18 protein-coding genes are annotated in these 22,551 nt (G+C 49.8%); 9 read left to right on the top strand and 9 right to left on the bottom strand.

Going from position 1 to position 22,551, the window contains the following annotated elements:
• Positions 1-24: 24 nt before the first annotated feature.
• Genes carA through UCH007_RS04905 form a run of 3 tightly spaced genes read left to right on the top strand, consistent with a single transcriptional unit; the run spans position 25 to position 5,209 of the window.
• Positions 25-1,119: a glutamine-hydrolyzing carbamoyl-phosphate synthase small subunit gene (gene carA / locus UCH007_RS04895; protein WP_046961211.1), complete on the top strand. Its 1,095-nt coding sequence runs from the start codon at positions 25-27 to the stop codon at positions 1,117-1,119.
• A gap of 55 nt (positions 1,120-1,174) precedes the next feature.
• Positions 1,175-4,414: a carbamoyl-phosphate synthase large subunit gene (carB, locus tag UCH007_RS04900; protein WP_046961212.1), complete on the top strand. Its 3,240-nt coding sequence runs from the start codon at positions 1,175-1,177 to the stop codon at positions 4,412-4,414.
• A 9-nt stretch (positions 4,415-4,423) separates the two neighbouring features.
• Positions 4,424-5,209 (top strand): dihydroorotate dehydrogenase electron transfer subunit, encoded by a 786-nt coding sequence (locus tag UCH007_RS04905; protein WP_023652507.1) that lies wholly within the window; start codon positions 4,424-4,426, stop codon positions 5,207-5,209.
• A 69-nt stretch (positions 5,210-5,278) separates the two neighbouring features.
• On the opposite strand, the gene folE is transcribed toward UCH007_RS04905, so the two are convergent.
• The 4 genes from folE to UCH007_RS04925 are packed head-to-tail and all read right to left on the bottom strand — an operon-like array spanning position 5,279 to position 9,524.
• Complete coding sequence (gene folE / locus UCH007_RS04910) at positions 5,279-5,848, bottom strand: GTP cyclohydrolase I FolE (RefSeq protein ID WP_023652508.1); 570 nt, start codon at positions 5,846-5,848, stop codon at positions 5,279-5,281.
• 33 nt (positions 5,849-5,881) lie between these two features.
• Positions 5,882-6,928 carry a threonine synthase gene (thrC, locus tag UCH007_RS04915; RefSeq protein WP_023652509.1) on the bottom strand — a complete coding sequence of 349 codons (1,047 nt, stop codon included), beginning with the start codon at positions 6,926-6,928 and terminating at the stop codon, positions 5,882-5,884.
• Positions 6,929-6,936: 8 nt separating this feature from the next.
• On the bottom strand, positions 6,937-8,238 hold the full coding sequence (locus UCH007_RS04920) for a homoserine dehydrogenase (protein ID WP_046961213.1): 1,302 nt from the start codon (positions 8,236-8,238) through the stop codon (positions 6,937-6,939).
• A gap of 20 nt (positions 8,239-8,258) precedes the next feature.
• On the bottom strand, positions 8,259-9,524 hold the full coding sequence (locus tag UCH007_RS04925) for a peptidylprolyl isomerase (RefSeq protein WP_023652511.1): 1,266 nt from the start codon (positions 9,522-9,524) through the stop codon (positions 8,259-8,261).
• Positions 9,525-9,829: 305 nt separating this feature from the next.
• Between UCH007_RS04925 and UCH007_RS04930 the strand changes: the two genes are divergently transcribed.
• The 4 genes from UCH007_RS04930 to prmC all read left to right on the top strand — a co-directional run bounded on the left by UCH007_RS04930 (position 9,830) and on the right by prmC (position 14,918).
• Positions 9,830-10,915, top strand: a complete 1,086-nt coding sequence (locus UCH007_RS04930) for a nucleotidyltransferase family protein (protein ID WP_046961214.1) — start codon at positions 9,830-9,832, stop codon at positions 10,913-10,915.
• 24 nt (positions 10,916-10,939) lie between these two features.
• A complete protein-coding gene (gene acs / locus UCH007_RS04935; RefSeq protein ID WP_023652514.1) occupies positions 10,940-12,898 on the top strand; it encodes an acetate--CoA ligase in 1,959 nt (652 codons plus the stop codon).
• Positions 12,899-13,017: 119 nt separating this feature from the next.
• Positions 13,018-14,085: a peptide chain release factor 1 gene (prfA, locus tag UCH007_RS04940; protein WP_046961215.1), complete on the top strand. Its 1,068-nt coding sequence runs from the start codon at positions 13,018-13,020 to the stop codon at positions 14,083-14,085.
• Positions 14,085-14,918: a peptide chain release factor N(5)-glutamine methyltransferase gene (gene prmC / locus UCH007_RS04945; protein WP_023652516.1), complete on the top strand. Its 834-nt coding sequence runs from the start codon at positions 14,085-14,087 to the stop codon at positions 14,916-14,918. The genes prfA and prmC overlap by 1 nt, the downstream gene beginning before the upstream one ends.
• 78 nt (positions 14,919-14,996) lie before the next feature.
• Here prmC and fusA read toward each other — a convergent pair whose 3' ends face one another.
• From fusA to xerD, 4 genes are all read right to left on the bottom strand, one after another.
• On the bottom strand, positions 14,997-17,048 hold the full coding sequence (fusA, locus tag UCH007_RS04950; RefSeq protein WP_046961216.1) for an elongation factor G: 2,052 nt from the start codon (positions 17,046-17,048) through the stop codon (positions 14,997-14,999).
• Between the two features lie 79 nt (positions 17,049-17,127).
• Complete coding sequence (locus UCH007_RS04955) at positions 17,128-17,685, bottom strand: stage II sporulation protein M (protein ID WP_046961555.1); 558 nt, start codon at positions 17,683-17,685, stop codon at positions 17,128-17,130.
• A 114-nt stretch (positions 17,686-17,799) separates the two neighbouring features.
• Complete coding sequence (locus UCH007_RS04960; RefSeq protein ID WP_012882264.1) at positions 17,800-18,066, bottom strand: hypothetical protein; 267 nt, start codon at positions 18,064-18,066, stop codon at positions 17,800-17,802.
• A 33-nt stretch (positions 18,067-18,099) separates the two neighbouring features.
• Entirely contained in the window at positions 18,100-19,008 is a 909-nt protein-coding gene (xerD, locus tag UCH007_RS04965; RefSeq protein WP_023652519.1) for a site-specific tyrosine recombinase XerD, read from the bottom strand.
• Between the two features lie 165 nt (positions 19,009-19,173).
• Between xerD and uvrC the strand changes: the two genes are divergently transcribed.
• Both uvrC and UCH007_RS04975 read left to right on the top strand, forming a co-directional pair.
• Positions 19,174-20,997, top strand: a complete 1,824-nt coding sequence (uvrC, locus tag UCH007_RS04970; protein WP_046961217.1) for an excinuclease ABC subunit UvrC — start codon at positions 19,174-19,176, stop codon at positions 20,995-20,997.
• 77 nt (positions 20,998-21,074) lie between these two features.
• The gene (locus UCH007_RS04975) at positions 21,075-21,566 is read left to right on the top strand and encodes a GNAT family N-acetyltransferase (protein WP_023652521.1); all 492 of its coding nucleotides are present in this window, start codon (positions 21,075-21,077) and stop codon (positions 21,564-21,566) included.
• Positions 21,567-21,577: 11 nt separating this feature from the next.
• On the opposite strand, the gene UCH007_RS04980 is transcribed toward UCH007_RS04975, so the two are convergent.
• A complete protein-coding gene (locus tag UCH007_RS04980; RefSeq protein ID WP_046961218.1) occupies positions 21,578-22,393 on the bottom strand; it encodes a Cof-type HAD-IIB family hydrolase in 816 nt (271 codons plus the stop codon).
• Positions 22,394-22,551: the final 158 nt, after the last annotated feature.

Consider the following 22,551-nt stretch of genomic DNA (forward strand, 5'->3'; position numbering starts at 1 on the left):
TAGAAAGTGAGAAGGATAGATTAAATGACAAATACAGCATACCTGGTACTGGAGGACGGAACAGTATTCAGCGGAAAAAGCTTCGGGGCGGAAACCGAAGCCATCGGCGAAGTAGTCTTTAATACCAGCATGAACGGATATCAGGAAATGCTGACTGACCCTTCGTATACCGGCCAGATTATTGTCCCCACTTACCCTCTTATCGGCAACTACGGGGTAAACCCCTTTGATAATGAATCCGCCTGTATCAGAGCAACTGCCTTTGGGGTACACGAGGAATGCCTGCTGCCCAGCCACTACCAGAATAACCAAACCATTCACTCCTTTCTGGAAGAATCCGGCATACCCGGCATAAGCGGCATAGATACCCGCGCCATTACCCGTAAGCTGCGCTCTGCCGGGGTAATGAGGGGCATGATAACCACTAGCAAAACCCCTGAAGAAGCCCTTAAAACTATCCGCAGCGCACCTGACTACGGGCAGATTGACTTTGTACGCAAGATAAGCACACCCGCAGCCTACGAATGGCAAAAGGAAAAACCCTCTTTTGCCGGGTTTCATATAGCGATACTGGACTGCGGGCTTAAGTACTCTATACTTAACCAGCTGAAATCCCACGGCTGCAAAGTAACTGTTTTGCCATGCACTGCCAGCCCGCAAGACATAGATGCCCTTAATCCCGACGGGGTGCTTCTTTCACCCGGCCCCGGCAACCCGGAACTGCTGGACTATCTGGTAAATACAGTCAGATACGCCTGTGAAAAATACCCGGTTATGGGCATCTGTCTGGGAAACCAGCTGATAGGCAAAGCCTTCGGGGCTAAAACATTCAAGCTGAAGTTCGGCCACCGGGGCGGAAACCACCCGGTTAAAGACCTTGCCAGCGGGCGGGTATATATAACCTCGCAAAACCACGGCTACTCCCTTGACCCCGCCACCCTGAAAGAAGGGCTGGAGGTCAGCCACATAAACCTGAATGACGGCACGGTGGAAGGGCTTCGCCACCGCGAACTGCCGGTGTTCTCCATACAGTACCACTCCGAAGCTTCACCCGGACCGATGGATTCCACCTACCTGTTCAAACAGTTTGTGGAAATGATAAAACAAGCCAAAAAGTAGCTGACACCACTCGGAGATGGATTAGTTGAGAAAGCAAAAAGGAATATGCGAAGTGATGAATAAACCCAAAAAAGTTCTTATTATCGGCTCCGGCCCGATTATCATAGGCCAGGCTGCCGAATTTGATTACGCCGGTACCCAGGCCTGCAAAGCCATGCGCGAAGAGGGAGTGGAATCCATACTGGTAAACTCCAACCCGGCTACTATTATGACTGACGAAAATGTTGCGGACAGGGTGTATATTGAACCCCTGACCGTTGAATCTATAACCAAAATCATTGAAAAAGAACGGCCTGACGGTTTGCTGCCTACTTTGGGCGGGCAGACCGGGCTTAACCTGGCGGTAGACCTGGCAGATGCGGGCGTGCTTGCCAAGTACAATGTACGTTCCCTGGGCACTCCCATAAATACCATCCGCACCGCCGAAGACCGCGAACTTTTTAAAGAACTGCTGGCCGAAATAGGCGAACCTGTCCCCCCTTCTGAGACAGTAACCACCGCCGAAGACGCACTCAAAGTCGCCCGTAAAATAGGCCTGCCGGTAGTAATACGCCCGGCTTATACCCTAGGCGGTACAGGCGGCGGTTTTGCCCACAATTGGGATGAAGTTGAGGAAGTAGCCCAAACGGGACTGAATGCCTCCCCCATCCACCAAATACTGGTAGAAAAATCGGTTGCCGGCTGGAAGGAAATTGAATACGAAGTAATGCGTGACGGGGCGGACAATTGCATTACCATATGCAACATGGAAAATTTTGACCCCATGGGAGTCCATACCGGAGACAGCATTGTAGTTGTCCCGGTGCAAACCCTTACCAACAAAGAATCCCAGATGCTGCGCACCGCTTCCATAAAGATAATACGGGCACTGGGTATTGAAGGAGGCTGTAACGTACAGCTTTCTTTAAACCCGAACGGCAATGAATATTATGTAATTGAAGTTAATCCCAGAGTATCCCGTTCATCAGCCCTGGCCAGCAAGGCTACCGGCTACCCCATTGCCAGAGTGGCATCCAAGATAGCCATTGGCAAACGGCTGGACGAAATACCAAACGCGGTTACCGGCAAGACTCTGGCCTGCTTTGAGCCGGCGGTAGATTATATAGTAGCCAAAATCCCCCGCTTCCCCTTTGACAAGTTTGCACTTGGTGACCGCGGACTTGGCACCCAGATGAAAGCCACCGGTGAAGTAATGGCCATTGACCGCAGCTTTGAAGCGGCTATCCACAAATCTATCCGCTCTCTGGAATTCGGCAAGAAAACCATACTCTGGGAAGACCGAAGCTGGATAATGGGAGATGACCTTTCCACCTACCCCCTGCACGCCCATGATACCCGCTTATGGGCAATACTGGCCGCTCTGCGCCGCGGGCATACACCCGAAGCTATCCACGAAAAAACCAAGATAGACAACTGGTTTTTATACAAACTTAGAAATATTACCGACATGGAAAAACGCCTGCTTAAGGAAAACCTAACCCCGGAGCTGATGCTTCAAGCCAAAAAACTGGGTTTCTCTGATGAAGAAATAGCCACCCTGTCAGGCAAACTGGCCGAACAGATACGCCAGACACGCCTGGAGTGGAATATCAAGCCGGTGTTTAAAATGGTAGACACCTGTGCCGCCGAATTTGATGCCGCCACCCCTTACTTCTACTCTACTTATGAAGAAGAAAATGAAGCTCTGCCTGAGAATATTAAAAAGGCCGTAGTTATAGGTTCAGGGCCTATCCGCATAGGTCAGGGTATAGAGTTTGACTACTGCTCGGTGCATGCCGCCTGGGCTTTGGAAAAGGCCGGCTTGCAGAGCATTATGATAAACTCCAACCCCGAAACGGTGTCTACAGATTTTGATACCTCAAACCGCCTTTATTTTGAATCTCTGGACGAAGAGAGTGTCCGGGATATACTGGAAAATGAAAACATTTCCGCCCCCGAATCCACCCCCAGCATTGTCCAGTTCGGCGGGCAGACAGCTATAAATCTAGCCTCACCCCTTACCCGTAGCGGCAACCCCATTATCGGCTCATCAGCCGAAGCTATAGATTTAGCCGAAGACCGCCGCCGCTTTGAACGGCTGCTTTCGGAAATGGGTATACCCCAGGCGCCGGGTGCCGGCATAACCACTCTGGACGAAGCCCTGAGCATAGCTGAAAGCATTGGCTACCCGGTAGTAGTCCGCCCAAGTTACGTACTGGGGGGACGGGCTATGGAAATAGTCAGTGACGCATCTGACCTGATACGTTATATGAGCGCCGCCATAGAGCTGAATACCGGACACCCCATTTTGATAGACAAATATTTGGTGGGCAAGGAAGTGGAAGTTGACGCCATTGCAGACGGGGAAACCGTGTTTATCCCCGGCGTTATGGAACATATTGAACGGGCCGGCGTCCACAGCGGGGACTCTATGGCAGTCTATCCCACCCAAAACCTGAATGCCCATGACCTGGCCACCATTTCGGACTATACCATACGCATAGGCAAAGCTCTGAACGTACGCGGGCTGATGAATATCCAGTTTGTAGTCTCCAAAGACCCCGAAGGCGGAGATAATATAGTGTATGTGCTGGAAGTAAATCCCAGAGGTTCACGCACCGTACCCTTCCTTTCAAAGGTTACAGGAGTGCCCATGGTAGATATAGCGGTGAACGTGATGCTGGGCAAAACTATTAAAGAGCAGGGTTATCAAAACGGGATTATGCCCAATACAGATTTGGTAGCCATAAAAGCCCCGGTTTTCTCCATGGCAAAACTGGTGGGGGTAGACACTTACCTGGGGCCGGAAATGAAATCCACCGGCGAAGTCATGGGTGTTGACCACACCTTTAATAAAGCCCTGGTAAAAACCCTTCAGGCGGCATCTATAATGCTGCCCGAAAAAGGCACTCTTCTTTTCAGCGTAGCTGACCGTGACAAGGCCGAAGCCTTGCCCCTTATCCGCACCCTGCACGGGCTGGGATACAATTTCTACGCCACCGAAGGCACTGCCGCCATGATGACCGCCGCCGGTATAACCGTTAAACAGATAAGCAAGAAGCTGGATGAGGGCCACCCCAATATTGTAGATATTATCCGCAACGGCACCGTCTGCGGGGTGATAAATACTATGACCGGCGGCCGGGTACCCCTTAGGGACGGCTTTTATATCCGCCGGGCAGCTGCCGAACGCAAAGTGCCTTGCTTTACCTCTATGGATACCGCTAAAGCCGCAGTGGAAGCTCTGGCAAACGGCAACCGTCAGATAACGGTCTTGCCGCTGAATGAATACCGCCAGGGTAAAAGCGGCAGTTAGGAAGATATTGTGACAATTACCCAGCTAAACCAGCTTTCAGCCAGTGTAATTGAAAATGAAGAGGTCATGCCAGGAATATGCCTGATGTGGCTTGAAGCACCCGAAATAGCGGCTTCTGCCCGTCCGGGGCAGTTTGCCATGCTGTCCTGCGGCGGTGAAAACCTGCTCAGGCGGCCTATTTCCATCCACCAGTGCCACCAGGAAAACGGGCTTATCGCCCTGATGTATGCGGTGGTGGGAAAAGGCACAGACTGGCTTAGCAAACTTCAAACAGGAGACAGCCTTTCGGTGCTGGGCCCTTTGGGAAACGGCTTTCGGGTAAATGAGGAAAGCCGTCACCTGCTGCTCCTGGGGGGCGGGCTGGGTATCGCCCCGCTCCGTTTTCTGGCAGACGAAGCTTTAAAACAAGGCAAGCGGGTTAGTCTGATACAAGGTGCCAGAACCGAGCTTCAGGTCTGCCCTTCCCATTTGCTGCCGGAAGACGCCAGCTGCCATGTCACCACTGAAAACGGGGCTATAGGTAAAAAAGGGCTTATTACCCACCATCTGGCGGAGTTTCTGCCGGATGCTGACCAGATAATAGCCTGCGGGCCTATGCCCATGCTAAAAGCCCTGGCAAAAGAACCCCAACTGGGGGGCAAAGATGTGCAGGTTTCCCTGGAAGTACGCATGGCCTGCGGTCTGGGTATCTGCTACGGCTGTGCCGTAAAAACAATCAAAGGTATGAAAACTGTCTGCCATGACGGGCCGGTATTTGATATACGGGATATCCACTGGGACGAAGTAAAAATATAACACCGTCACTGATTACCTAATAAATAAAAAGGGGCTTTAACGCCCCTTTCATTTTTCTTCTAAAAATCCTCAGCTTTTGTGCTGGATAAGTGAGAGAAACTCTGCTCTGGCTGCGGGTGACTTATGGAAACTGCCCCGCAGTGCCGAGGTTATCACCCGGCTGCCGGGCTTTTTGATACCCCGCATCACCATGCACATATGTTCAGCCTCTATCACCACCGCCACCCCGTCACACTTCAGCCCGTCTATAATAGCATCTGCAATCTGGGTGGCCATGCGTTCCTGTATCTGGGGGCGTTTGGCATAAATTTCCACTACTCTGGCCAGTTTGCTTATACCCACTACCCGCCCGTCAATATTGGGTATGTATCCTATATGAACCACCCCTGAAAAGGGCAGCAGGTGATGCTCGCACATAGAGTAAAAGGGTATATCTTTTATAATCACCATTTCACGGTGGCCAAGCTCATAGCCTACCCGCAAGACTTCGGCCGGGTCTTGGTTCATACCCGAAAACAGTTCGGCATACATCTGGGCTACCCGTCTGGGAGTTTCCTTAAGCCCTTCCCGCTCAGGGTCTTCGCCAATAGCTAAGAGCATGTTTTGCACCGACTGTTTTATGGACTGTTCGTCAAACATTTATCAGTTCTCCAGAATTATTAAGCCGGAAACCTACCAGCCCAGTACTTTTTCCACTGCCCCAAGGCTGGCTTCGGTTTCGGAAAAACCGCCCGCCCCTTTTATGGCAATATCGCTGTCCTTAAGGCCGTTTCCGGTAACCACACATACAACCTGGCTTGAGGAAAAATCCTGCCCGCCCTTAATACGTTTTATCAGCCCGGCCAAGGGTGCGGCCGAGGCCGGCTCACCGAAAATGCCGGCTGATGCCATTTTGTGATAAGCAGCCATTATTTCGGCATCTGAAACCATATCTATAATCCCGCCTGACTGGTCTCTGGCTTCCTCGGCCTTTTTCCAGGAAGCAGGGTTACCTATGCGGATAGCGGTGGCCAGTGTTTCAGGCTCGGCAATAGCATGGCCGCGGACAATGGGGGCTGCCCCTTCGGCCTGAAAGCCCATCATTTTGGGCAGGGAAGCGGCTTTACCCAGCTGGTGATATTCTTTAAAACCCTTCCAGTAGGCAGTAATATTGCCGGCATTGCCCACCGGTATAAACAAAAAGTCAGGCGCTTTGCCTAAAGCGTCTACAATCTCAAAAGCAGATGTTTTCTGGCCTTCTATACGGTATGGATTAACCGAGTTAACCAACGCCACCTTGTGCTTCTCAGTCAGTTTGAAGACTATCTGCAGGGCTTGGTCAAAGTTGCCTTTTATCTGGATGATTTTTGCCCCGTAAACAATTGCCTGAGCCAGCTTGCCCAGGGCTATTTTGCCGGACGGGATAATTATAATGGATTCAAGCCCGCTGGCAGCCGCATAGGCGGTAGCCGAAGCGCTGGTATTGCCGGTGGAAGCACAAACTACTGCTTTAAAACCATCTTCTATAGCCTTGGCAACCGCCATAACCATGCCCCGGTCCTTGAAAGAGCCGGTGGGATTGCAGCCTTCCAGCTTGAAATAAAGCTCGGCTATCCCCAGTTCTTTTTCCAGCTTGGGGCAGCGCACCAGAGGCGTATCACCCTCCCCCAGCGTAAGTGAGGGGGTTTTATCTGTAACCGGCAGATATTTCCGGTAATGCTCAATGACACCCTGTTTCATATATTCTCCTAAATACCTACCCGAACAAAATTATTTATATCCTTTACTTTATCCAGCCCGCCCAGCTCTACCAGCGCCTGCTGGACAGAGGCTTCTTTGGCGGGGTGGGTCATGATAACTATCTCGGCAGTCAGGTTTTCTTCGTCTGTTTCTTTCTGAATTACCGACGAAATGCTGATATTATGGTCACCCAGCACCTTGGCAATAAGGGCCAGCACACCCGGAGAATCTGTCACTGTCATCCGCAGGTAATAACGGGTAAGAATATCGCTCATGGGTTTTATGCCAAGAGGTTTGTCCATATTCCAGCGCATCCGGTTACCCACCCCCAGGTGGATATCCTGCGCCGCCGCCAGCACATCCGCCACCACCGCACTGGAAGTGGCCAAAGCACCAGCCCCCTGTCCCTGAAAGAGCACCGGCCCGACTAAATCACCCTCTACCAGTACAGCATTGAAAACCCCGTCCACCTTGGCCAGCCATTCATCCTTGGGCAGGAAGACCGGGTGAACTCTGGCTTCTATCTGGCCGTTGCCGGGTTTGGTGATAGCCAGCAGCTTTATGTTAAACCCAAGCTCATCCGCATAGCAGAAATCACGGCTGGTCAGGCGGGAGATACCTTCACGGTAAATATCTTCCGGTTTAACCTTACACTGAAAGTTTATGGAAGCCATAATGGCCAGTTTATAAACAGCATCCGTGCCTTCTATGTCATTAGACGGGTTGGCTTCGGCATAACCCAGAGACTGGGCCTGTTTCAGGGCAGTCTCAAAGTCCAGCCCTTCTTTGGCCATACGGGTCAGGATATAGTTGGTAGTCCCGTTGATAATGGCATAAATGCCATTTATATGGTTGGCGGCTAAATCATACTGAAAGGGGGAGATAAGCGGTATTCCCCCGCCCACGCTGGCTTCGCAGCGCAGGCCGGTATTATTTTCCCTGGCCAGTTTGACCAGTTCCGGAGCATGCTTGGCAATAACCTCTTTATTGGAGGTAACCACACATTTACCCATTTTCAGCCCGCGGGAAAGCAGGTTGAAAGCGGGGTATTCCCCGCCTATAGCTTCCACCACAATATCCAGACCGGGGGTATTAAAAAAGTCATCCTCATCAGTAGTAAGCACGCCTTCGGGCAAGACCTTTGCCAGAGGGCGGTTCATATCCTGAGGGAGAACCTTTACCTTTTTCAGTTTCAGGGGGAAGCCCAGCTGGGCAGAAAGGAATTCCTCACTCTCATGGAGCACTTTGGACACCTGTCCGGCTACTACTCCCAGACCGATAACTCCTACCCCTATATACTTTTTTTCCATTGAAATTGTCCCCTATCCTATTAGTCCAGCTGGTTTATAGCAAAGGTAATAAGATCATCACTGAATGTATTGGTCAGCTTATCCAGATTGGCATTTTTAAGATCAGTGGTCCACTGTTCAAGTTTGTTATTTATAAGAAGGGTGCGGTCATCTTCGCTGAGCTCGCGGTTTTCGTCAATACTCTTCAGACGGACTATCCAGCACCCGCCGCGGGTGTAATTGGTATCATCCTGAATGGGGTCAAGAACAGTATTCAGCTCTACGTCCGTGGCAAAAATGATATCAGCCACGTTTTCCGGTACGCTAGAGAAGGTTATCCAGTCCATATCCCCCCGGTTTTCTTCAACATTGGCCAGCTGTGAATACTCGACCGCCAAATCACCCCAGTCTTCACCGGCTTCCAAACGAGCTTTCACCTCAAGTGCCACCTGTTCCGAAGGAAGCAGCATGCCCAGGGTGTGAATCTGTTCTGAATCAGTCTTGCGTTCCAATACTTCTATCAGCCAGTAAGCCCTTTGCTTGCTTACGTCAGCATCCTGTACCAGAGTATAATCGTACCCTGTAGTTGAAAAAATATACTTTTCCAATATCGCTGAACCATAGAGTGACGTTATGGTATTGGCAGGTTTAAAGTCTATAGCGCCTTCGTCAGTTTTGGTATTGGATTCCAAAGACAATTCGGCAGCCTTAGCGGCAAACTCTTCATCAGTAGTTATACCTGCCAGTACTTCACTGGCGGCATTTTCGCTTTCAAGGAGCATAGCCAGCGCTTCGCGCTGTTCAGTCGTTTGGGGTACCTGCGGGTCAAAATATTCGGTCTTCAGCAGGTTAGTCAGCAGGCTTGCCCTGACAATATCCCGCACAGCAGGCACATCATTCAAACTATTTTCCTCTATAGCGGTATCAATCTCATCTTCAGATATGGTGTAACCCATTTCAGCCGCTTTTTCCACCATAAGCTGGTTCAGCTGAATTCTCTCCGCCACTGCGTCTATAAAATAATAGGCATAGGTGGAATCACCACCTGTAAAATGCTTAAGGGCATCTACGAAATAAGCTACATTGTATTTGGTATCACCAACGGTAAGCACGGTGGTATGCATGGGTTTATACTGTTCTACATACCAGCCTTTGTATACACCTATACCCACCAGAGCCAAAACAATGCCTATTACCGAAAGCCCGGTGGCAAAGATTATCCTCTGGCGTTTCTTTTGAGCTTCAAATTTAGCTACCTGATGTTTACTGTAATGGCGTTTTACGGGTTGCTGTGGTTTCTTGGCCAATTTTGTTTATCCCCCTAATACTATCCTGGTACTTAAAACAACCCTCGTTATAAAAAGGGCAGTTTGTTGTCCATAAATCCCTTCTCCGCTTTTGTTTTCACACCTCTGCGGAAAGAAAGTCACATAATTATAGATTCTACCAATATATAACGCAACGCATCAGTTTTGGTTAAACTTGATTTAACCGCCCCGAATATATTAAGATAAGCTCTCATTACTAATATACACTTATCCGTTCGTTATCCTTTTTTCTGTACCCTATCCCTCTTAGCTTGTAGAATTTGCTTGGAAGAGAACAAGAACCGATGAAAGCTATTATTCTGGTCGGTGGGCAGGGCACAAGGCTTCGGCCACTGAGCATAAACACGCCAAAATCCATGGTTCCGGTACTTAACGTACCTTTCTTAAGCCATGTTTTGCGTTACCTGTCTTCTTACGGCATCAAAGATATTATCCTTACCCAGGGGCATTTGGCCGCCCCTATTGAGCAGTATTTCGGTAATGGCCAAAGTCTGGGTGTAAACCTGGTATATTCGGTTGAACACGAGGCTTTAGGCACAGCCGGGGCTATCAAAAATGCTGAACGCTACTTTGATGACACTTTCATAACTTTGAACGGGGATATATTTACCCATCTGGATTTGTCTGCCATGCTGCGCGCCCACCGGGATAAAAAAGCACTGGTCAGCATAGCCTTAACACCAGTAGATGACCCTACCAAATACGGGCTGGTGGAAACCGCGGACGGCGGCAGGGTAAGCCGCTTTCTGGAAAAACCTTCACCCGCCCAGATAACAACTAATATGATAAATGCAGGTACATATATAATTGAACCTGAAATCCTCAGATACATACCTGAGGGTGAAAACCACAGCTTTGAAAGACAGCTTTTCCCCCGTCTGCTTAATGAATGCCAGGCGGTTTATGCCTACCCGTCCAGTGCGTACTGGATAGACATTGGCAGCCCCGAAAAATACTCCCAGCTAAACAGGGATTTACTCTGCGGCGAGGGCGGAGATTTTGGTTTCAGCCGGGGTAATGAAATAGTCATTGGCCGCGGTTGCCAGCTTCACCCCACAGCCCGAATCTGCGGGCCGGTACTGGTGGGAGAAGATTGTGTTATAGGCGCAAATGCCTGTATCACAGGGCCAGTAGTTATCGGCGCGGAATGCCGGATTGAAGATGAGGCTACCCTTACCGAATCTGTTATCTGGCAAAATGTGACCATAGGAACCGAATGTAAAGTTGTTTCGTCCATCATTGCCGATCATTGCCACCTGAAAGCAGGCGGCAAATATGAAAACGTGGTGTTGGGAGACAATGTGACCGCCAAATGCGGTTGCGCGCCGGAGCCCGGAAGCAAAATCAATCCGGGTATCCTTATGATCTAAACAGAGACAAGAGGAGGAAAAGACATGAGTACCGAAGAAAAGAAGTTTGATACGCAAAACCTGCCTACCAAGACATATTTCTGGCCACTGAAAAGATACCAGGACCTTTATAACAGCTCACTGGCTGACCCGGAGGCTTTCTGGGCCAAACACTCAGACGTGCTTTCATGGGAAAAGCCTTGGGAAAAAGTACTGGACTGGAATCCGCCTTATGCCCGCTGGTTTGTAGGCGGCAAGCTGAATATGTCTTACCAATGCGTAGACCGCCATGCCAAAAGCTGGCGTAAGAGCAAGGTAGCTATCTATTGGGAAGGCGAAAACGGGGATACCCAGACCATAAGCTATTCAGACCTTTACGAAAATGTAAACCGTTATGCATCCGTCCTGAAAAAGCTGGGCATAGGCAAGGGTGACAGGGTAACTGTCTACCTGCCCATGATACCTGAAATGGTCTATATTTTATTAGCCTGCAACCGGGTTGGAGCCGTCCATAACGTAATATTCTCAGGTTTCTCTTCCCAGTCTATCGCAGACAGGGTAAATGACTCCGGTTCAAAAATGGTTGTTACCGCCAGCGGCGGACACCGCCGCGGTAAGATACTGCCTCTTAAAGAAATCGTAGACGAGGCTGTAAAATCCACCCCGACTATAGAACATGTACTGGTTATTAAATATACCGGCCACGAAGTAGCCATGGACCCCACCAGAGACGTATGGGCACATGACCTGCTGAAAGATGCAGATAAATACGTAGCCCCTGAAGCTATGGAATCCACCGACCCGCTTTTTATCCTGTACACCTCAGGCACTACCGGTAAACCGAAGGGTATTCTGCATGGTACCGGCGGCTACGGCGTCTGGGCGTGCAATACCCTTAAGTGGGCTTTCAAACCCACGGACGAATCAGTCTTCTGGTGCACGGCAGACGTAGGCTGGATTACCGGGCACACATATGTTGTATATGCCCCGCTGGCGCTGGGACTTACCCAGGTTATTTACGAGGGAGCTCCGGATTATCCTTCAGTAGACCGCTGGTGGGAGATTATTGATAAATACGGGGTTAGTATATTCTATACCTCACCTACCGCCATACGCATGTTTATGCGCCACGGCGAGGAGTTGCCTGCCAGACACGACCTTGGCACTCTGGAAATGCTGGGAAGCGTGGGCGAACCCATTAACCCTGAAGCCTGGGAATGGTATTACAAGAATATAGGCCATGAGAACTGCCCCATTTCTGATACCTGGTGGCAGACCGAAACAGGCGGTTTTATGATTACCCCCTGCCCCGGCATACAATCCTTCCCACTCAAACCGGGCTCAGCCACTTTGCCACTGCCGGGAGTTGACCCGGTAGTGGTAGATGCCGAAGGCAAGGAACTGCCGGCTAATGAAACCGGGTTTATTGCCATCCGCAAACCCTGGCCGGGCATAATGCTGGGCATATATAACGGGGATGAACTTTATAAAAAGACCTACTGGAGCCGTTTCCCCGGCTGGTATTGTCCGGGAGACTTTTCCATGAAAGATTCTGACGGATATCTGTGGCTGCTGGGACGGGCTGATGAAGTTATCAAGGTAGCCGGTCACCGCATAAGCACCGCCGAATTGGAGCATGCTCTGGTAGGCCACAGTTCAGTTGCCGAAGCGGCAGTAGCTTCCCGCCCTGACGAAGTAAAGGGTGAAGCAATTGTAGTTTTCGTCACCCTGAAAAAAGGCGTGGAAGCCTCTGCGGAAGTAAAGAGAGAGCTTACTCATCACCTCCGCTCTGCCATCGGCACTATAGCCACCCCGGAAGAGATCATTTTCGTGGAGAAACTGCCCAAAACCCGTTCGGGCAAGATTATGCGCCGCCTGCTGAAGGCCGTTGCCAACGAAGTACCCATTGGTGATACCACTACACTTGATGATGAGACTTCGGTAAATGAGGCCAGAGCAGCTTTTGATGAACTGCTGGCAGCACGTAAACACCACAAACACTAACAAACGGTTTTAATGGTAATCAGGCGGGTACAGTTTCGGCTGTACCCGCTCTCTTTTGTAAAATTTTGGGCTATAGGATAATATTTTAACTGTCATCAAAGAAATAAGGGTTTGGGACAATGCTTGAAAGATTAGAAAACTGCGAAAAACGCTTCCGGGAAATTGAAGAGGAAATAAGCAAACCGGAAGTTATAAATGATGCTCGGCTGGTGCGTACTCTGGCCCAGGAGCGGGCTGATTTGCAGACCAAAGTGGAAATGTACCGCCGCTATAAAGACATGTCCAAAGAGCTGGAAGACGCCAAAAATCTGCTTGAGATTGAAAAAGACGAAGACATGCGGGATATGGTTCGTGGGGAGATTGAGAATCTTGAAAAATCCATGGCAAACCTCTACGAACAAATGACCCTTGAGCTTCTGCCCAAAGACCCCAATGATGACAAAAGCATTATCATGGAAATACGGGCAGGCACAGGTGGTGACGAAGCGGGGCTGTTTGCAGCAGACCTTTACAAGATGTATACCCGCTATGCCCTGCTTAAAAACTGGAAAACCGAAGTTATTGACATAAACGGCAACGTAGCCGGCATTATCAAAGAAGTAGTCTTTGAGGTAAACGGCAAAGGAGCTTTCAGCCGCTTGAAGTATGAACGTGGCGTCCACCGGGTACAGCGTGTCCCCCAGACCGAGGCTTCCGGCCGTATCCATACCTCTACCGCCACCGTAGCCGTACTACCCCAGGCAGAGGAGGTAGATATAGATATAAACATGGACGATGTACGGGTGGATATTTTCCATTCCAGCGGCGCCGGCGGACAGAACGTCCAGAAAGTGGCTACCGCTATCCGCCTTACCCATATACCCACAGGCTTGGTTGTCTGCTGTCAGGACGAACGCTCACAGCTGAAAAACAAAAACAAGGCCTTTGCAGTGCTGCGTGCCAGACTGCTGGAACTGGAACAAAGCAAGGTGGACGAAGAACGCACTGAAAGTCGCCGTGCCCAGGTGGGACAGGCAGACCGCAGCGAAAAAATACGCACTTACAATTTCCCCCAGGACCGCCTGACAGACCACCGAATAGGGCTTACCGCCCACAACCTGCCCCACATACTGGAAGGATATTTAGACGAAATTATTGATACTTTGGCTACTCACGAACAGACCGAACTTCTAAAGGGCGAAGATTAGTGAAATACCGGGAGGCATGGCAGAAAGCCGCCGGTCTCCTTGAGGACAGCGGGCTGGAAGAAGCCCGTCTGGAAGCTGAAATTCTCCTGCGGCATACTCTGGGCATCAGCAGGGTACAGCTTCATCTGGAACTGGAGCGTGAACTACACCCGAACAAAGAAACCGCCTATTTCCAAACCCTAAAGCACCGACTTGAAGGTGTGCCCAGTGCCTATATTACAGGTGAAAAGGAGTTTTACGGCCGCACTTTTCAGGTGGATAAACGGGTGCTAATACCCAGACCTGAAACCGAACACCTTATAGAAAAAGCCCTCCGAATTGCCCGCAATTATGAAAGCCCCTATATTGCAGATATCGGCACAGGCAGCGGGGCTATTGCCATCACTCTGGCACTTGAGCTGAAAGATGCTTATGTATATGCCACTGACATATCCGTAGAGGCTCTGGAAGTAGCCCGGAATAACGCCGCTGAATACCGGCTGGAAAAGCGCCTCATGTTTTACCGGGGAGACCTGCTGGAAAGCCTGCCCGAAATGGTAGATATACTGACTGCAAACCTGCCCTACGTGCCCACCACCGAAGCCAAACTGCTAAAAGGTGAACCACTCTTGGCACTAGACGGGGGAGCAGACGGGTTGGATATATACCGCCGCCTGATACCCGTTTTACCCGATAAACTCCGCCCCGGCGGCACTGCCCTGCTGGAAATAGGCATACACCAGTCAGAAGTACTGGCAAAATATATAAAAGAGTATCTGCCTCAGGCGGCAGTTGAGATAAGCCCTGATTATGCCGGCATACCCAGAGTAGTCGGTATAACCCTACCCTCCTGAAAACTGTACTTCTAACATATTCCTCTAAATAAAAAGAGGGGCTTTCGCCCCCCTTGAAAAACCCCAAACCCTGTGAAACTAAACTTTTTCCGCCTCCAGTTGTACCTGCCTCTCGGTAACCAGTTTTTGGGCAATATGGGCAGGAACCTGCTGGTAATGGGCAAAATCCATCTTGAAATGTCCGCGTCCCTGGGTAATGGATTTTAAGTCTATGGCATAGTGCTGGACTTCGCCTAGCGGTGCCTGGGCAATAACTACACTTTCATCACCTTCGGTATCCATACCCTGCACCTGAGCCCGCTTGGTATTCAGATCACCTATCACCGCCCCCATATAATCTTTGGGAACGATAATCCGCATGTTTTCAATAGGCTCAAGAAGTATAGGCTGAGCCTCGGAAAGCCCTTTCTTAAGCGCACCTGCGGCCGCAATCTTAAAAGCCATTTCAGAGGAGTCCACCGGGTGTGAACTGCCATCCACCAATGTTACTTTCACATCTACCAGTGGATAACCTGCCATCGGGCCTTCATGGGCAGCTTCACGGATACCCTTTTCAACTGCCGGAATAAAGTTGCGGGGTACAGAGCCGCCAACCACCGCATCTACAAACTCAATCCCGCTGCCCGGCTCTACTTTGATAACCACATGCCCGTACTGGCCATGGCCGCCGCTCTGTTTTTTATGTTTGTAATCCGCACCGGCTGTACCCAGTATGGTCTCGCGGTAAGGTACGCGGGGAGCAGCCAGATCCACCGCTACCCCAAATTTGCGGCCCATCCGCTCTGCCATTACTTCCAGCTGGGCCTCACCCAAACCGGCAGCAATAGTCTCACCGGTATCCGCATCACGATTCACATGGAGGGTCAAATCCTCTTCGCAGAGTCTAGCCAGCGCATTGCCCAGTTTATCCACGTCAGCCTTGCTCTTGGGGAAAACCGCCACCTTGTAACTGGGTAAGGGCATTTCAAACCCGCAAAGCAAGGCGGTATGCCCCTGAACACCCAGAGTATCCCCGGTAGCGGTTACCGTCAGCTTAGCTACCGCCCCCATGTCGCCGGGGCCTATCTCATTTACCGTTTCCTGAGTTTTACCCCTAAGTGAAAACAACTGCCCAACCCTTTCGGGGGCATTTTTATTTATATTCCAAACCTGTGAATTCGAATGCAAAACACCGGTAATAACCCTAAGGTAAGTCAGTTTACCTACATACGGGTCAGCCGATGTTTTGTAAACCAGCACCGAAAGCGGTGCTTCGGCATTTACTTTTATATCCTCACCCTCGGCGGTTTGGCAAAGGCGGTCAAGCGGGCTTGGCAAATATTTGCAGATATCATCACATAAAAGGTCTATAGCAGTATTTGTCAAGGCCGAGCCGCATAGCACCGGTGCCAGTTTACCTTCCAATATCGCCTTGTTAAGGGCAGTTACCAGTTCCTCCTGATTTATCTCTTCCCCACCCAGATATTTCTCTATCAGGCTGTCATCTGTTTCGGCCACGCTCTCCAGCAGTTTATCCCGCAGGGTTTCTATTTCGGCCTTGAGCTCCTCAGGCACCACTATTTCAGCCGCCGGAGTACCGGCATAGGCTTTCATATTTACCAGATCCACTACCCCTTTAAAATCTTTGAAAGAACCTATGGGCAGCTGAACAGCAACGCAGCGGTTGCCAAAGTGAATGTGCAAACTATCCATTACCCGCTGGAAACTGACATTCTCACGGTCCATTTTGTTGATAAAAATAAAGCGAGGCATTTTTTGTGCCTCGCAATACTTCCATGATTGTTCTGTACCCACTTCCACCCCTGAGGATGCCGCAGCCACTATTATGGCCGCTTCACAAACTCTTAAGGCTGCTAGTACCTCACCTGCAAAATCTGCGTATCCCGGAGTGTCCACAGCGTTTATTTTGAAATCTTTCCAACTTAAAGGTATGGGTGTTAGGTTGATGCTTATTTTCTTTTTTACTTCGTCTGGGTCGTAATCTGAGGCGGTTGTACCTTCGTCTACCTTTCCCATTCTGCCCAGTATCCCGGCGCTGTAGAGCATGGCCTCTGATAAAGAAGTCTTGCCTGCACCGCTGTGCGATAGTAGGGCTACATTCCGTATCTTTCCCGGATTGACACTTGTCATATAGTTCACCTACCGATAAAAATTAAGTAATTATAACACACAAATATCGGTAAACAAGGTTTTAATTAAATTTCAAAAATCAGATACCAAGTGTTTTCCCGAGCAATAACGGGGTAATAAAGGTCTCTATTGCCGCCGCCGGTATCAGCAGAGCCATACCTATACCCAGATAATGCAGGTTGTGGCGAAAATTAGCATTAAGTTGTGAACGGGCATCACGGCTGAATACCGAACGCATGGCCATCATACCGAAACTGAGAGCTGCCGCCTGGGCTATTACAAATGCACTCAACTCAAAAATACCATGGGGAAGTATGCCGGCTATTACCGCCAGCAGGGATTCTTCTCTGGCAAAGAGAACTCCCACCGCCGAAAGTATCCAGCCGTTTAAAAACAGGGAACTTACAGGATAGATGAGCAAAACAGGTGAAAGCACAAAAGCCATAAGTAAAACAAGTGCATTCTTTATAAGGATAACAAGGAAAATACCCAGGGTAGATATACTTTCCAAAGCATTGGCTGTGTCTTCCAGACCGGTCAGTTGGTCTGCAATCAAATCCACCGGAGCAAAAAGCCCTGTAATTATGCCGGCAGAAAATATAGCCGCTGCCAGAATAAGCCACTTTTTATAATTCATAATATCCCTAACCATATTCTTGCGGGTTAAATAAACCCGTACCTGCCTTCGGGCAGGTATCTGTATAGGAAATATTTAAATTTATAAATACCCGCAGGATTCAACCCATACGGGCTAAATTACCAGCGCCAGTACTGCAAGAGCAACGGCGATAATCACCGCCAGTATACCCATCAGCTTAAGCTCGGAACCAATTTCAGGCGGTGCCAAAACGGGTATATTCCGCTTGGCAGTTTGAGCCGCAGGTGCGGCAGCCGCACTTTCGGTTTTATTTATACCCGCTGCTTCAGCCTTAGGCGTTTCCGAAGCCATCTGCTGCCGGGTGGTTTTATTCTTTTTATCTTGATAGGCCAGTTTGCCTACACCGCGTTTTTTAGACATTTTCAGAAAGTTCCTCCCTGTATATTAGAACGCCTATTTTGCCCGGGGATGGGCTTTTTCATAACTCCGCCGTATATGTTCGGAAGTAAGGTGGGTATATATCTGGGTAGTAGAGATGTTGGCATGACCCAGCAGCTCCTGTACCGAACGCAAATCTGCCCCGCCGGAAAGCATATGGGTGGCAAAACTGTGGCGAAGGGTATGGGGGGTAACCACGTCATCCAGACCGGCTTCCCGGGCATAACCCTTTAAAATCTGCCACAAACCCTGACGGGTCAAACGGTCACCCCGCCTGTTCAAAAACAAGGCTTTTTCGGTTTCGGCCCGCACCAGATTGGGGCGGATTTCGGTTAAATATTCCTGAATGCTTTGTGCTGCCTGAGGATAGATGGGTATCATCCGTTCTTTGCGCCCCTTGCCGAAACAGCGCACAAAGCCTTCTTTCAGGTCTATATCCAATACATTAAGGTTTACCAGTTCAGTAACCCGCATACCCGAAGCATACAAAAGCTCCAGCATGGCCTTATCCCGCTTGGCTTCCGAACTGCCAGACTTAACAGGCTGGTTTAGTAGAGCCCTGACCTGGCTTATGCTGATAGCATCAGGCAGCGGCTTGCCCACTTTGGGAGTACTGATATTTTCGGTAGGGTTTTCTTTAAGCTTGCCCTCGGCAACCATAAAGTTAAAAAAGCTCTTGGCGGCCGCCATTTTGCGGACTACCGTAGTTATAGCGTAATTCCGTTCCTTAAGGTCCAGCATATAGGCCAGCATGGTCTGGCGGGTAAAGTTTTCCCAGCCGGGTATCTTGCCGGACTTGGCGGCTTCTTTATCGGCAAAGGTCATCATCTGGCGAAGATCATTCTCGTAAGCTTCAGTGGTATTTTCTGAAAACCCCTTTTCAACCATAAGGTAGTTCAGAAAACTTTGTATATCATCACGCATCAGAGTCCTCGCTAAACGTTTAGAATTTTATTTATGTATTGTAACATAACTTTTGCCGCCGTCAAATACGCCGGAAAATGATTTAGCTTTATTTCCCCCCGAAAAAAATATATCGGTTTTTACTGCCCCTTTGCTTACCTGAGCTGCGGTTGCTACAATTTATCTATGCCAAGCGAAACCCTGCAAAACCAGATAGCCAGTTTACCCGAAAACCCCGGCGTTTACCTGATGAAAAACGCCCAGGGAGAAATTATTTATGTAGGCAAAGCAGCTGTTTTAAAAGACAGGGTCAAATCGTACTTTGTACCCCCCTCCCGCCTTGAACCCAAAACCCGTCAGCTGGTCAGCCAGATAAACGAACTGGAATACCTGATAACCGGGTCTGAACAGGAAGCTTTGATACTGGAACTGAACCTGATAAAGAGGCACCGCCCCTATTTCAATGTCCGCCTGAAGGACGATAAGGGTTTTCCGTATCTGAAAATAACTTTAAACGAAAAATGGCCGCGTATATATATAACCCGTAATATGGCAGATGATGGCGGCAGGTATTTCGGCCCGTTTGCCAGCACCCGTTCCGTCCGCCATACCCTGCAGGTGCTAAAAGAGCTTTTCCGTTTCCGCTCCTGCAACCGCACCGAACCGGAAAAACGCAGCCGCCCCTGTCTGGAATACGATATCCACCAGTGCCTTTCACCCTGCACCGGCAAAATAAGCAAGCAGGATTATGACCACCTTATCTCGCAGGCCATACTCTTTCTGGAGGGCAAACAGGATAAGGTACTGAAGCTGCTTGCCAAACTTATGAACGAAGCCTCGGCCCGGCTGGATTATGAAACCGCCGCCCTCCGCCGTGACCAGATATCATCTATAAAAGAGGTGATTGAAGGACAGCAGCTGGCCGCCAGAGTAAGCGGCGAACAGGACGCCATTGCCTTTGCTCAGGAAGGAGACCTGTCCATGGTGCAGGTTTTTTTTATCCGGCGGGGCAAACTTATCGGGCGGGAAAGCTTCAGCCTGCAGGGTACCCGCGAAGAAAAACCGGGTGATATCCTTTCGGAATTTGTAAAACAGTTTTACCACTCCTCCACCCAGATACCGCCAAAAATAGTTACCCAGTACCCGCTTTCAGACCGCGAAATACTGGAAAAGTGGCTGTCTGAAAGGCGGGGCGGCAAAGTGCAGATAACGGCGGGGCTTCGCGGACAGCCCAAGGACCTTATAAATATAGTAGCCGAAAATGCCAGGGAACAGCTGAAACAGGCACGGATAAAAAACCTGTCTTCCGCCGCTACCCTGACAGATGCGCTGGAGGAACTGCAAACTGCGCTGGGGCTGCCCCTGCCGCCGCAGCGGATAGAAGGTTACGATATATCCAATATACAGGGCACCAATGCCGTAGGCAGCATGGTGGTTTTTGAAAACGGCAAACCCCAGAAAGCCCATTACCGCCGTTTCCGCATCAAAACCGTAAAGGGCGCGGATGATTTTTCTATGCTCAAAGAGGTCATCAGCCGCCGCTTCGGCAGGCTAAACAAAGACAATGCCGGTGAAAGTTTTGCCCGGCGGCCCTCACTCATGCTGATAGACGGCGGCAAAGGTCAATTAAGCTCGGTCAAAGAAACATTAGACACCCTGGGGCTTGAGGGGCAGGCCGTAATAGGTCTGGCAAAAGAATTTGAAGAAATCTATCTACCCGGAAAATCTGAACCCATCAGGCTTACGGCCAACTCCCCCGCCCTTCAGCTTCTTCAGCGGGTGCGTGACGAAGCCCACCGCTTTGCGCTGGGGTATCACCTGAATATCCGCCATAAATCAGGGCTGACTTCGGCGTTGGACGGGATTCCCGGAATCGGCCCAAGTCGCCGCCGCCTGCTTATCAAAACATTCGGTTCGGTTTCAGGTATCCGTCAGGCCAGCCTTGATGAGCTTTCACAGGTAAAGGGTATAAATCAGGCACTTGCCCTGTCTATTAAGGAACTGCTCTAAACAAAGGCTGCCCCAAAGAGGCAATCAACTACCTGATAGTGGTATAATAGGTTTCAATCTAACGGTAAGAGGTTTATATGCTGGAAATACGTACTCAAACCCCCGAAGATGCCGAAATGGTAGCCGCCCTGACTGAAGCTACCAATAGCCCCATACTGGGAGTGCTGTTTAAAAAACTGGAAGAAGAAGACCTGACCGCATTTAACGAAGTAGCCGTATGGGACGGCAAGATAGTGGGCAAGGCAGTAGCTATAAAAGCTGAGATAGAGTCTGAAGAAGCGTCTCTGCCGGTTTTGTACCTGATGCCGCTGGTAGTTATGCCGGAGTACGTCAGACGGGGCATTGCCCTGGTGCTGGTACGCAAAATACTGGAAAACTGCAAAACCCAGGAAACAGGGGCACTGCTAGCTCACGGCAACCCGGAGTTTTTTAAGCATCTGGATTTTCTGCCGGCTGAACTTCACGGCATTAAAGATACCACCGGCGAAGCCACTGACAAGCTGATGGCCAAAGAAATAACCGAGGGCTATCTGGCAGAAAAAGGCGGAAACCTGATACTGCCCTTCTAAATATCCTGTATCTAAATAAGAAACTTACGGAAAGCGGCTGCAAGGCCGCTTTCTTCTACGTCTAGAGTAACGTAATCTGCTATTTCCTTCAGTTCGGCTCTGGCATTCCCCATTGCCACCCCGAAACCGGCTGCCCTGAATAGCGGCAAATCATTGCTCCCGTCCCCGAAAGCAATCACATTCCTGAGTGAAATACCCATCTGGGCGGCCATTTTCTCAAGCGCCTGCCCCTTTGAAACACCCGGGCTAAGCACATTTACAAACTCCACTTCAGGATAAGCCGGAGCACGGGCTATGGAGAAATGAAAATCATCTTCAAAACGGGACATAAAAAGTTCCGCCCCGCTGCGTTCCGCAGTGTTATGCACCATCAGCTCTATCTTCTGCACGTCCTGCCGCAAGGCTATCTTCTTAAAATCAGTAACCGTGGGAGAAATATGGAAAAATTCGCGGTGCATTTTGGCAGACCAGTTTTCATACTCCACGTAATAGTCCAGTATAGTATAAAGTTCCAGATAAATACTTTGTTCACGTACAAAATCAATAGCCGAAAGGAGGGGCTCACAGCTCAGGGGCTGGGAATAGCAGGTCTGGGCGGTATCAGGGTTGTACACCAGCGCCCCGTCACAGAAAATATGAAACCCGTCTAGCCCCAGTTCTTTCAGCAGATAAGTGCAGGCAGGTACGACCCTGCCGGTTGACAGGGCAACCGTAATCCCCTTTTCCCTGGCCTGGGAAATAGCCTTTTTATCCGCCTCGGATATCCTGCCCTGTTTGTTTATCAGGGTACCGTCTACATCTATAACAGCCAGTTGAAAGTCCGGCAATTTAAATCCCCCTGCGTTTTATAAATGATTAACAGCCAGAGCTGAAAGCCAATTGTAACATCACTGCCGGACAGATAACAAAAAATACGCCCGCCGCAGAGTGAACATTTTCAGCCCTTACTTCCCTTTAGGCCGCCAAGCAGTTAAAATGTAAGCTC

Origin of the sequence: Dehalococcoides sp. UCH007 (assembly GCF_001010485.1) — a bacterium.
GTDB classification, from domain to species: domain Bacteria; phylum Chloroflexota; class Dehalococcoidia; order Dehalococcoidales; family Dehalococcoidaceae; genus Dehalococcoides; species Dehalococcoides mccartyi_A.

Coding starts and splice junctions, on each gene's coding strand:
- carA (WP_046961211.1), top strand. CDS start 25: ATGACAAATACAGCATACCTGGTACTGGAGGACGGAACAGTATTCAGC.
- carB (WP_046961212.1), top strand. CDS start 1,175: ATGAATAAACCCAAAAAAGTTCTTATTATCGGCTCCGGCCCGATTATC.
- folE (WP_023652508.1), bottom strand. CDS start 5,848: ATGTTTGACGAACAGTCCATAAAACAGTCGGTGCAAAACATGCTCTTA.
- thrC (WP_023652509.1), bottom strand. CDS start 6,928: ATGAAACAGGGTGTCATTGAGCATTACCGGAAATATCTGCCGGTTACA.
- UCH007_RS04920 (WP_046961213.1), bottom strand. CDS start 8,238: ATGGAAAAAAAGTATATAGGGGTAGGAGTTATCGGTCTGGGAGTAGTA.
- UCH007_RS04930 (WP_046961214.1), top strand. CDS start 9,830: ATGAAAGCTATTATTCTGGTCGGTGGGCAGGGCACAAGGCTTCGGCCA.
- acs (WP_023652514.1), top strand. CDS start 10,940: ATGAGTACCGAAGAAAAGAAGTTTGATACGCAAAACCTGCCTACCAAG.
- prfA (WP_046961215.1), top strand. CDS start 13,018: ATGCTTGAAAGATTAGAAAACTGCGAAAAACGCTTCCGGGAAATTGAA.
- fusA (WP_046961216.1), bottom strand. CDS start 17,048: ATGACAAGTGTCAATCCGGGAAAGATACGGAATGTAGCCCTACTATCG.
- UCH007_RS04955 (WP_046961555.1), bottom strand. CDS start 17,685: ATGAATTATAAAAAGTGGCTTATTCTGGCAGCGGCTATATTTTCTGCC.
- UCH007_RS04960 (WP_012882264.1), bottom strand. CDS start 18,066: ATGTCTAAAAAACGCGGTGTAGGCAAACTGGCCTATCAAGATAAAAAG.
- xerD (WP_023652519.1), bottom strand. CDS start 19,008: ATGCGTGATGATATACAAAGTTTTCTGAACTACCTTATGGTTGAAAAG.
- uvrC (WP_046961217.1), top strand. CDS start 19,174: ATGCCAAGCGAAACCCTGCAAAACCAGATAGCCAGTTTACCCGAAAAC.
- UCH007_RS04975 (WP_023652521.1), top strand. CDS start 21,075: ATGCTGGAAATACGTACTCAAACCCCCGAAGATGCCGAAATGGTAGCC.